Source organism: Mesorhizobium sp. M1169 (assembly GCF_040318345.1).
GTDB lineage: Bacteria > Pseudomonadota > Alphaproteobacteria > Rhizobiales > Rhizobiaceae > Mesorhizobium.
This window is the reverse complement of record NZ_JAMYME010000078.1, coordinates 1-10,674: the sequence shown is the minus strand read 5'-3', so window position 1 is coordinate 10,674 and position 10,674 is coordinate 1. Positions and strand designations below refer to the sequence as shown.

Sequence of the window (10,674 nt, the reverse complement as noted above, 5' to 3'; positions counted from 1 at the left end):
CGGGAAATGGTTCGGATCGGCTTAAGCAACCAAATCCTACGTCATTTCAACGGCTTGCGCCACATCCACCAACCCCCATGAATTTTTCAGGCTAGGATCCGGACCCATAAAGGGATTCCACTGACGGTGGTTTTATGAGTCACGGTCTCCAAAGGGAGGCCACAAATGAATCGCGATTATTTCTGGCTGACGGAGGAGCAGGTTTCGCGGCCGCAGGCGCTGCTGCCAACCGACACGCGCGGCAAGCCAAGAGTCGATGACCGCCGAGCGATTAGCGGCATCGTCCATGTCCTCAAGTCCGGCGGCCGCTGGGTCGATGCCCCGCAAGTCTACGGGCCGAGAAAGACGCTCTACAATAGCTTTGTCCGATGGGCTGCCAAAGGCGTTTGGGTCGACATCTTCCACGCCCTGGCCTCGGCTGGCGGTCCTCCGGCTGAGGTCCTGATCGACTCTTCGGCCGTGAAGGCGCATCGCTGCGCTTCTGGCGGCAAAGGGGGGAGCAAAATCAGGCGATCGGCCGGTCGCGCGGTGGGCGAACCACGAAGATCCACGCCCTGACCGATGGCCTGTGCCGCCCGATCGCTTTCCTCTTGACCGGTGGCCAGGTCGCCGATTGCAGCGCCGGAGATTTGCTTCTGGAGCAGATGCCCAAGAGCCCGATCCTGCACGCCGACAAGGGCTATGATACCAATGCCATTCGCCACAGGTCTAGGCTAAAGGGGCGATGCCGAACATTCCGCCGAAGCCAACCGGCGCTGGAAGAACTGCTTCTCCCCGTTCCTCTACCGTGATCGCAACGCCATCGAGCGCATGTTCGGACGGCTCAAGGATTTCCGCCGCATCGCCACCAGATACGATCGATCGGCCACGAACTTCCTCGCTGCCGTCTGCCTAGCCGCTACGGTCAGTTACTGGCTGTGACAGTTGTCCTCGACAAACAGAAGCGAACTTGCGCCCTGAAGCAGGGTGATCGCTTCAGAAACGGTGCGAAGGAGTATGTCACTCGCCGGCTCGATGTCGTGGATGAGGCCGGCGGCCTCACCAATCATGATCGCGGCTATTGTGGGATCGCCGCTTGCCCACGCTTCCCGGTAGGCAGCGGACTGCGCGTCAATGTCGGCGAGGAGATGGGCCTCATTGCCGTGCCAGGCTTCCGTAAAAGCATTCTTCCGAACGCGCAGTGAAAACCGCGATGGCCAATCCAGGCGGCGCGCTAGGTCCATCACCGAGGTTCGAACCGTGTCGTCTCCGGTCGCGGCAAGGGCAGCCTGGTGCAGATTTGGATGAACGAGAGCCTCCAACGAGGCCCAGAAACGTGATCCCATCACGACGCCATCAGCGCCAAGCATCAGCGCCGCTGCAAGCCCACGACCATCGGCGATGCCACCGGCCGCGCAGATGAGCGTGTCCGGCGCCCGTCGCCGTACCAAGTTCGCGACCTCCGGAACAAATGTGAATGTCGCTCGCTTCTCACCGTGACCGCCGGCTTCCGCGCCTTGGGCGACGACAATGTCGGCTCCGGCATCAAGAGCGCGGCGCGCGTCGTCGAGGCTCTGGACCTGGCAGATCAAGGGGACCCCGGCGGCCCGTATCGCCGGCGAAAAAGGCGCCGGGTCGCCAAAGGATAGGAAAATCGCACTTGGTCGCCGCTCCAAGGCCTTATCGAGCAGGCGCGGGTTCCTGGCGAGTGACCAAGTTATGAAGCCGCAGCCGACAGGTCGGTTGCCAGATCGCTCGAACTCTCGCGTCAGCCAATCAGCGTCGCCATAGCCGCCGCCGATAAGACCAAGCCCTCCGGCTGAACTGACCGCACCTGCGAGTTCCCCGCCCGATGCGAATGCCATCGGCGCGCTGATGATCGGATGCTGCAGTTTAAGCCGATCAGTGAGACGGGTTACGATGCGCATCATCACTCCAACAGATTGCCTTGAGTATCGCAGGTTCGGTTGATCCTATCGAGCCCCGCTCAGCGCCCCGCGATTAACGGCAACCAGAGCCGCCAGCGCAGTCGACCGACGGTTATGAGTCCGGACCCTAACCCATCAGCAAACTTACGACCGGGCTTCGAGCCCGTCACCGATCGATCCAATGGCGCTGCGGTTACCTGGACGGACCTGAAAACCAGCCTGTCACAGCCTTAGCTTCGGTCCATCCTGCAATGCGGCACAAAGCAGATTTCAAGATCATGCGCGGCGTGAGATCTGCGTGGCCATCATCCTGAATCTCGTAGGCGCCAAATGGGCCTCGGCACATGAGGTCACTAACACTCTCGGTCTCTTTAGCCGCAGGCGGCAGTGAGCTCGGCTCAGCGCTCGTAATCGTTATCATTTGAGCGCTGGGTCTTGCGGTCCTGCTCTTCCGACTGCCGTGCCTTCTGTTTGTTGGCGTCCTTCTGCTTGGCTGCCACCTTCTCCTGCTCGGTGCCGGTGCGCGGCTGCTCCGGCTCGCGGGGATCGTCTCGAGTTGGAAGGTCTCGCCCTCGCGGCTCGCGCTCGGGGATCGGCTCGCCACCGCCACCACCACGACGCTGCTGCTGCCGCTCGAATTGTAGCCGCGCGAGACGGTCGTGCATCTTGTCGTTCACCTCTTCACGATACTGTTCGAACTGTCCTTGATGGGCCGGCGGCAGCGTCTCGCGCATGTTGTCCAGAGCCTGATTGACGCGGGCCATCTGACGCCGCATTTCCAAGGGGGTTTGCGCCATGTTCAAATCTCCTAGCAGTGCATTCAATTCTCTCATACCGGGATGGGACAGGAAAGACTTTTGCCCCGATTGATCAGCTCCGCGACCCGCGGCAGGACCTGGCTGCCCCTCCCCTGTCCGGTCGCGACGGAACTGCAGAAAATTGTTGCCGATCGACTCCGCTGCCGTGAGAGCCTGACCGACTACGCCCGCGGCCCGCATCGTCGTCACAGTCTTTTGCCATGCGGCAGCGATAGCATCGCCGTTCACGACAAGGGATTGCCCATCCAAACGGCGTTGCCGCTTGGCCTCCACCCGCTCGATCGTCCTGGCGCTGACCTGGTAGCGCGGATCGCTCTGGGCGCGGCTGTAGGCTCCGGCATGCTCCTTCGTGAACGGACGCGTCATCGCATGGTCCATGCGCCGCGTCGCCACCATCGCAATGCCGTTCTCGCGTGCCTTTTCAGCAAAGGCCTCGCGCCAGGCCACCAGATCTGGCTTGTTGAATTTGAGGCGCTCGCCGTCGGCAGAGCGTGCCTGCACCATCGCATGGATATGGACGTGCTTGGTGTCCTTGTGATGCGCCAGGACGAACTTGTATCCTGGCGCTCGCTCCTCGAGCACGGCGCGCGCCGCAGCCATGACGGCGTTGGCATCGGTGCCGGCTCTTGCCGAGAAAAGCAGGTGATAGGCATTGCGCCGCTCACGCCCCGAAAACTGCGGGCGCCATTGTTCATAGATCGAAGCCGCCGCCTTGGTGGAGCTTTTCACAGCAGGCACAGGCTCGCCATTTGCGTGGCGGATGTGGCTGTGGGTGCGGATGAACTTCTGCAGGAAATATTTCGCTTTGGGTTCACGGCTCACGGCCGCCGTTACCTCTGCCTTGGCGACCACCCCCGCCTCGCCCATGGCTTCAGACAGGCGCGCTTCGATCTTGTCGAGCGCCTTGCTGCGCGAATTTTTTTCCCGACCGCCGGCGAGCACCTTGGCAAGCGGTCCGGCCCGCTCATCGGTATGCGCGTAAACCTCCACCGTCTGTCCATCCTGCGCATAGATGAACGGTTTTGCCCCGAAGGCCTTGCTCAGCGCCTCGCTCAAGGCGGCATCGGTGACCTCGCTAGCGAGATCGAAGCGAACCTCGATAAAATTGGTGTTTTCCAAGGGCGGTTCGAACGTCTCGCAAAACGATTCCAGGAACGCCTTTCTTGCGGCACCTGTCGCAAGCACCTGCCCGTCCTCGTCGAAAATCTCGATGTCGTGTTTCTCGCCTTTTTCGTCCTCGCGCTTCCCGATGTAATTGAGCAGCCGGGCGGCAGCTTCCTTGGTCGATGGCGGATTGGGCATGACCTTGAACACGGCAGGCTGCGCGCCCGCCGCATAGCCTGCCCGTGCCGCCACGGCCCGCGCCTGATAGCCCGTCCGCGCCGCTCGTGCCGTACCGCTCGGACGAACAGCACCACGACCACCGCCGCCGCGCCGCTTCCAGTCTTCCTCCTCCTCTTCCGGCCGGAAACCGGCGAGCGTGACGCCATAGATCATGATCGGCGCGCTAGCGGCCTTGGGCGAACTCGCAGCAGCAGTGGACTTCGGTGCCCTGCTGGACATGGAGCTCCCCGCCGCCCCCAATCCTCCCGGCGACGAACAATGGGCGCTCCTGCCGCCACCTGCCGTCGAGCCGCCTCCTTGCCCGAGGCGTCCGCCGCCACCGGTCCGCTCATAACTCTTCATCACCTGGAATTCACCGGCCGCGCGTCGGATGCCCGTCACGGACTTGTCGTCGTCGAGCTCCTCACGCTTCACGCCGGACTCGCCCCGCAGATAGCGTTCGATTTCGGCCGCGTAGCCAGCAAGACGACCGCTCATGGCCTGGCCTCCCTCGCCTTGCGTGACCCGCCAGTCATCGCCTTCAGTTCCTCGCGAAACTGCCGCACCAGGTTGCCCACGGCGACCAGCGCCTGTTCAAGATCCTCATCGTGGGCAACACGGCCGTCGTTCATGGCGCGCACGGCCTGATTGAAATTGATGCCAACGCGCCGCAGCTGATCGGTCATGTCCACGATCGCCGGCCGCAACGCCTCTGATGCGATAGGCAGATGCCCGACCTCTGCCCGCACCAGACGCCGGACGACCTCGCTGACGGTAACGCCGTCTCGCTCCGCAATGGCTTTAAGGTTGGCCAGCTCGTCAGCCGAAAACCGGATGTGCGTCACCTCGCCGTAGCGTCGTGACGCGTTCTGTACCGCTGCTTTCTGGGCGCCTGCATCCATCTCTCAAGCCCGCTTGCGGGCGCTAAGGCCCGACAGGGCCGCGCCGCCTATTTTGTGTGTATCACAAAATAGGCTATCCTGCCAGAGGAGATGGAAAAGGACAAAGCCGACGTTCCTTTCTCACCAGCCCAGTTGTCAACCGCAGCGGGCCGGTCGCGATGTGTTTCCATCGTGACTTGATGTAGTGTGTCTATGATGCGTTGAGGACTTGTTTCCATGTTAACATGGAAACATCCGCCCTCTGATGCGTAGTCGGAAATGCGCAGTCGATGGGCCACCGGACCTATTCCTTCGCTGCAGATAGCAGCTGCGCAAAAACCGCACCGTGAACGAGCCCTTATTGGTGCGCGCCTGGGTTGCCAAACCAGTCTTCCCCGTTGACTATGTCACCATGTCTCGACCGTGATATTGTTCCATGTTGACTTGTTTCCATGTTAACATGGAAACAAGGAGACAACGCCGGAAGGAGGCCCCCATGATCATATCCGCTGCGATCCCCAAGGGCGGCACTGGCAAATCGACGATGCTGCGCGCCCTCGCATCCGTCGCGCTGCATCGGGGCTATTCGGTCACCCTTATCGACGGCGATCGGCGGCAGAACATGAATCGCTGGTTCCAGATGCTGGGCGACGCTGGCAATTGTCCTGACACGCTCCAGATAGTGAGCGCGATGACCCCGCAGGAAATCCTCCGCGCGGCAGCCACTCACAACGGTGAACGCTCGGTCGTCTTGATCGATACGGAAGGCACCACAAACGATAACCTCATGGCCGGGCTCTTCGCCGCCGATATTGTCGTCGTGCCGGTCTATTTTGCCCTCGACGATGTGACCGCCGCCATCCAGATCACCGACCACTACATCCCACTGGCGGTCGAGAGCCGGGGGAGACCGTTGCCAGCGATATTCGTGCTGACCAAGCAGACCATCATCGATGGCAGGGCGCGAGCTCTGACCGAACTGCGCGCCATCATCCAGGCCAACGGCACGCCCATTGCAGAACACGTCCTGCACAATCGCGTTGCCTACCGCGACCTTCAGACCGGGCAGACCCTTTACAGCCCCGAGCTGCCTGACGCGAAGGCGGTTGCCGAGAGCGAAGGGGTCTTTGACGACCTTCTGCAAACCTTCATCGAAGCCACAAGGAACGCGGCATGAGTGAAGAAACCGCGCCGAAACCCGGTGACGACAAGAAAGCCCGCATGATGAAGGCCATCTCCACGCAGCCGCCAGCGCTGCCGAGCCTGTTCATCCCACCAAAGGTCGAGACGTCAGGGACCAGGCAGCAAGCTACGCCACAGATGCAGGAACCGACAAAGCCGTCCCCGGCAGCCGGGCCCGATTTTCGCAAGCTGCTGCGGCAGGGTCAGAAAAAGGACCCCATCGCCGGAAAGAAGATTCGCGAGGAGGAGATGATCCGCTGCGGTTACTACCTGACGGCTGCGGAGCAGCGGCAGTTCAAGTTGCTGGCGATCAGCAACGGGCACAGCATGACCGAACTGCTGCGAAAGGCTGTGCAGGATTATATCCGCATTCATAAGCACAAACTGCCGAAGGAATAATCAGCGGTCGGGAGTCGCTATCGCATGCCGCGACGGGTGATGTTCGTGGCTCTTTTGCGACGCGCAAAAAAAGGGCCCGCGACGGAGCACTCCGTCGGGGGCCCTTGAGACGTGTTTGCCTACTTGGGTTGGTTGAGGTGTTTCAGCACCTCGCCGAGGATTGCGTCTCGCACCGGACGCCCGCTGGCTGCCGCTTTGTCGTCGACCAGCTTTGCGGTCAGTTTGGGCGACAGCGGCATGAAGTCGTAGCCGTGTGAGATGGCTGCATGGCGAAGATCCTCAAGCGCTTCGGACGCGTGATCGCGGGTGCCAAGCCAGAGCGCGGACTCGTCGGTCACTTCGTGGGGGAACGCTTGCAGGAAGTAGGTGCGAAGCGGTGGGTCGTAACCGATGACAGCGTCTGGATCCGAGCGGACTTTTCCGGTGACGGTGCCAGTGACAGTGATGGTGTAGCGGCTCATTGCAACCTCCTTTTGCCGGTGGGGAAGCCGGCCCCTCGAGGGGCCGGCCACCAATGCCTCACTGGGGGTTGTTCCAGAGGATGACCTTCTTGTTTTCCTCGCCACCCGGGGCGGGAGCGAGATTGCCGAAGATGACGCCGATCTCGGGGGCCTCCAGCTTGACCGAGAGGTATTCCTCGCCCGAACGCTGGGAGATGCGGTGCCAGCCGGCTCCGATCTCGAAGCCCGTGCGCTTGTTGACGATCCGGTAGTCGGGGGCGTCCTCGCGCGACTTGTTGGTGTTCGGGATGAGGGTGATCGGGGCATTGACCCGGAGCGTGGCGAAGACGCCTTCCATCGAGCCGTCGGCCTTGGTGGTGAGGTTTGCGATCGTGGTGGCCATGGTAGTTCTCCTTCGGTTGCATCGGGACCATTCCCGATGGCGCCAAAGGAGAGGGCCGTCCTGCTGCGGTCATCTCGGCGAAAATTCTGGAAAATTCTATTTGCCCAAAAATAGCGGGCAGGCCCTTCGCCTGCCCGCAGACAAAAAACAGAAATCGAATTTTCCTGAATATTCGCCGAGTGTACCCCCAACGGGGGTTGACCGCACAAAGCAGGCGGTCGTCTACAAAGGCGACATGAAACGGGAATGGCCCCGGATGCGGCAGATGGACAAGACCTCAGGCCGCCATCGCTTGACCGCCGACGCAATGCTGCCGGATCGCAGGAACAGGCTGCAGCCTCTCGGGTCATGTCGCCTGCGTCGTCAATGCCTCAAACAGCAGCATGGCGCGTGAACCGCCTAGCGCGTTCGGTATGGCGTCACAGCGGTTTCGAGATCGGAGCCGACTGGCAGCGAACTTCACGCCCTCTGGGCGATGCCTCGCAGCCAGGTTGGATGACCAAGCAAGCCAGGATGTTCGGCACACTTTCACCCGCTTCAGATGCGAGACGGGTCAAGATGAACCATCCGTACAACGCCCCGCGGCTCTGCGCGTGGACCGGTTTCGAAAGGGGCCGGCTCCGTCCGCTCATACAAGTGGTTAGGCGGCGAGGAGCCGGATCACATATCGGATTGAACCCGCAGGGCCTGTCGGCAGGACCGCATCCATCATCCTGGCAACGTTAGACGCTCATCCGGCGTCATGCGGGCTTCGGCTTGGCGGCGAATGTCCGGATCAGCATGGCGGAGCATCGCGCACCAGTCTTCCACATTGTACGTGGTCGCCATCCGGCCCCTGGCCAGATCGTAAATGACGCACGGCTTGTTCGCGATGGCGAGCCGAAGCACGTTGACGGCCGTGCCCGGTGATGCGCCGTCCCAGACCATCATCCCAAAGTCGGCGCGCCGCACCATCTCCCGGTCCTTGGCGGCGTGGAACCAGTGCTCGTGAGCTCCTTCAGGAGAAGGAACATGGTAGGCGGCCCAGTCGCCCAGATTGTTGCGGGGTTCCTTGCCGGCATGGAAGACCCCGACGTGCTCGTACTTGTAGCCGGCGAGCAGGCCCTGCGCCTCGGCATCGGCTCCAGGCGCGTCGCCAACCAGCACGCCGTGCTCGGCAGCAACGATTGCGCCGATGCGAGCGATGGCAGGTTCCGGCAGCTCGAATATGTCGCGTGATCCACCTATGAATATCATCGACATGGTGACTTTCCCTTCTCTCCCGCGTCCCCCGCCCCGCGCCGGCCGCCCTCTCCCCTGGCCCTGCGCGAGGGATCGTCACCCGAAGGCCGAGACGGCAAAGCTGGCTCGGGAAGCGGCGGGACGCCGCGACGAGAGCCCGGCCGGCCGCAGGCCGGCGCGCCCGGATCCTGCAGCTGCCGGAGGCGCTACGCGCATCTGGCTAGTTGCGCTTCGCGCTTGGAGCTAGTGGTCTTTGTCGGCCAGCCAGAGGCTCACGTCCTGGATCGAGCGCATGGCCGCGAAAGAGAACGTCAATCCAGACGGCTGACGCGGCGGCCCTCGCTGCGCCCTTCGATAAAGGCGCCTGCGATTTTCATCATGAATGCCTTGCTGAAACGACCGAGGGGCTTACCGTCGGCTTCGATGTACCAGGAGCGTTCGGCAATATCGTAGTTGTATTCGTCAACCACGATCCAGCAGCGTTTGAGATCGGTCAGACCGGCGCGGCGGCACTCGATAGTGGAGATTTCCAAACCGACCCGATCGCTGGTTGGTGGCTGGGTGGTTATCGCCAGGAGCGCGAGATGGGTCAGGCCATCTCTTGCGCCGCGGACAGCGATGACCACGCAGGTGGGCCGGCTCTTGCGGTCTTCCGTTTCGCCGCGCTCGTGTTGCCATGCCCAAAGATACGGGTAGGAGATCACCTGACCAGGCAGGAATCTACCGCTCCTCATCGTATCCTTCCCCGCGCGCCAATCGGTCGATCTCGGCGGCGAAGAGTTCCGTGTGTTCCTCCGGCATCTCGGAGACACGGTATGCGCGGCGGGGATCGCCGCCGATGCGCATCCGTTCGTAGTGCTCGTAACTCATCAGCACGAACCGGGGTTTCCGGTGCTTGGTAAGAATAACGGGTTCGCGGCTGGCAACGTCGGTGACGTCGCCAACCTGCTTGTTGAGATCCCCCGTCGTGAACTGGCGCATGGCTGGACTCCTTATCGATCTCCATATTATCTGGATTTTCTAGATTTGCAAGAAAACGGCGCTCACGCGCCGTCCTCCGCGAACCGCCACACGGGGATGCCGAGCCGACGCGCCTTGTCGGCAAGGTTCTCGGTGATGCCGGAGCCGGGAAAGACGATCAGGCCGTAGGGCACCACCGAGAGAAGCTGGTCGTTGCGGCGGAACGGAGCCGCCTTGGCGTGCCGGGTCCAGTCCGGCTTGAAGGCGATCTGGGTGACCTTGCGGTTCTCGGCCCAGCAGGCGGCGATGCGTTCGGCGCCACGCGGGCTGCCGCCGTGGAGCAGGACCATGTCGGGATGCTTCTCGCGGGCCTTGTCGAGCGCGTTCCAGATCCGGTCGTGATCGTTGCAGTCGAGACCACCGGCGAAGGCAATCTTGGTGCCGGCAGGAACGAGCACCTCGGTTTCGGCGTGGCGGCGGGCGGCGAGGAAGTCTCTGGAGTCGATCACCGAAGCGGTCATCGCCTGGTGGGAGACCTTGGAGCCGGTGCGCGGCCGCCATGCCGATCCGGTTTGTGCCTCGTAGAGGTCGGCAGCCTCATCGCGCATGATTTCCAGCACGTTGCGGCGCTCGATGTAGGTGATGCCCTCGGCGGTGAGCCGTTCCAGCTCGACCGACTTCACCTCGGAACCGTCCTGTTCCTGCTGGCTCAAGCGCTGGGCCTCCTCGTTGCGGTCGAGGCTGCGGGCGACGCGCTCGGCGGCACGGTGGAAGACGTTTGCGAACGACCAGAGCAGGTCGTCGAGATCGGGTTCGAGCCTGGTGTCGCCGAGCATGCCGGCCAAGGTCTCGACGATCCCGGCGAGGCCAGTCCGGATCACCTCGTCGTCGGGAAGTGGCCGAGGATCAGGTTCGTCCTGATGCGGACGGTGGCCGTACATCTGCAGTTCGAGGATGACGCGGTCGGTCGGCGAGGAGGCGTGGTAGGGCTCGTAGGCGTCGTCGAGAGGAAGCTCGTAGGTCACGGCGTGTCTCCGTCGGTTGTGGCCGCGCCCATAGCGGCCGGTCCGCGCATCCCGGCCCCGCCCCCGCCGCGGCCGCCCCGCAGGGCCGGGCGCCAGCGGAGGGCGGCCCCGCCGG

At 62.7% G+C, this 10,674-nt stretch carries 11 protein-coding genes and 1 pseudogene; 3 read left to right on the top strand and 9 right to left on the bottom strand.

Annotated features, from left to right (window positions below):
• Nucleotides 1-165 precede the first annotated feature (165 nt).
• Nucleotides 166-921 (top strand): annotated as a pseudogene (locus tag NKH41_RS33170) (IS5 family transposase).
• Here NKH41_RS33170 and NKH41_RS33165 read toward each other — a convergent pair.
• The 3 genes from NKH41_RS33165 to NKH41_RS33155 all read right to left on the bottom strand — a co-directional run bounded on the left by NKH41_RS33165 (nucleotide 909) and on the right by NKH41_RS33155 (nucleotide 4,950).
• Nucleotides 909-1,907: an NAD(P)H-dependent flavin oxidoreductase gene (locus tag NKH41_RS33165; protein ID WP_036246111.1), complete on the bottom strand. Its 999-nt coding sequence runs from the start codon at nucleotides 1,905-1,907 to the stop codon at nucleotides 909-911. The pseudogene NKH41_RS33170 and the gene NKH41_RS33165 sit on opposite strands and share 13 nt — an antisense overlap.
• Nucleotides 1,908-2,305: 398 nt before the next feature.
• Complete coding sequence (locus NKH41_RS33160) at nucleotides 2,306-4,546, bottom strand: relaxase/mobilization nuclease domain-containing protein (RefSeq protein ID WP_352468573.1); 2,241 nt, start codon at nucleotides 4,544-4,546, stop codon at nucleotides 2,306-2,308.
• On the bottom strand, nucleotides 4,543-4,950 hold the full coding sequence (locus tag NKH41_RS33155) for a hypothetical protein (RefSeq protein WP_023723225.1): 408 nt from the start codon (nucleotides 4,948-4,950) through the stop codon (nucleotides 4,543-4,545). The genes NKH41_RS33160 and NKH41_RS33155 overlap by 4 nt, the downstream gene beginning before the upstream one ends.
• A gap of 415 nt (nucleotides 4,951-5,365) precedes the next feature.
• On the opposite strand from NKH41_RS33155, the gene NKH41_RS33150 reads away from it, so the two are divergent.
• Both NKH41_RS33150 and NKH41_RS33145 read left to right on the top strand, forming a co-directional pair.
• Nucleotides 5,366-6,106, top strand: coding sequence for a nucleotide-binding protein (locus tag NKH41_RS33150; RefSeq protein WP_352518112.1), 741 nt, complete (start codon nucleotides 5,366-5,368; stop codon nucleotides 6,104-6,106).
• Nucleotides 6,103-6,510, top strand: coding sequence for a hypothetical protein (locus NKH41_RS33145; RefSeq protein ID WP_352468574.1), 408 nt, complete (start codon nucleotides 6,103-6,105; stop codon nucleotides 6,508-6,510). The genes NKH41_RS33150 and NKH41_RS33145 overlap by 4 nt, the downstream gene beginning before the upstream one ends.
• A gap of 119 nt (nucleotides 6,511-6,629) precedes the next feature.
• Here NKH41_RS33145 and NKH41_RS33140 read toward each other — a convergent pair whose 3' ends face one another.
• The 6 genes from NKH41_RS33140 to NKH41_RS33115 all read right to left on the bottom strand — a co-directional run bounded on the left by NKH41_RS33140 (nucleotide 6,630) and on the right by NKH41_RS33115 (nucleotide 10,559).
• On the bottom strand, nucleotides 6,630-6,971 hold the full coding sequence (locus NKH41_RS33140; protein ID WP_352468575.1) for a hypothetical protein: 342 nt from the start codon (nucleotides 6,969-6,971) through the stop codon (nucleotides 6,630-6,632).
• A gap of 58 nt (nucleotides 6,972-7,029) precedes the next feature.
• Nucleotides 7,030-7,353, bottom strand: a complete 324-nt coding sequence (locus NKH41_RS33135) for a DUF736 domain-containing protein (protein WP_006205585.1) — start codon at nucleotides 7,351-7,353, stop codon at nucleotides 7,030-7,032.
• A 708-nt stretch (nucleotides 7,354-8,061) separates the two neighbouring features.
• Nucleotides 8,062-8,595: a TIR domain-containing protein gene (locus NKH41_RS33130; RefSeq protein WP_023723229.1), complete on the bottom strand. Its 534-nt coding sequence runs from the start codon at nucleotides 8,593-8,595 to the stop codon at nucleotides 8,062-8,064.
• Between the two features lie 290 nt (nucleotides 8,596-8,885).
• Nucleotides 8,886-9,308: a hypothetical protein gene (locus NKH41_RS33125; protein WP_031195560.1), complete on the bottom strand. Its 423-nt coding sequence runs from the start codon at nucleotides 9,306-9,308 to the stop codon at nucleotides 8,886-8,888.
• Entirely contained in the window at nucleotides 9,295-9,555 is a 261-nt protein-coding gene (locus NKH41_RS33120) for a type II toxin-antitoxin system prevent-host-death family antitoxin (protein ID WP_352468578.1), read from the bottom strand. Before NKH41_RS33120 ends, NKH41_RS33125 begins: the two co-directional genes overlap by 14 nt.
• Nucleotides 9,556-9,617: 62 nt before the next feature.
• Nucleotides 9,618-10,559, bottom strand: coding sequence for a DUF2493 domain-containing protein (locus NKH41_RS33115; protein ID WP_352468579.1), 942 nt, complete (start codon nucleotides 10,557-10,559; stop codon nucleotides 9,618-9,620).
• Between the last annotated feature and the right edge of the window lie 115 nt (nucleotides 10,560-10,674).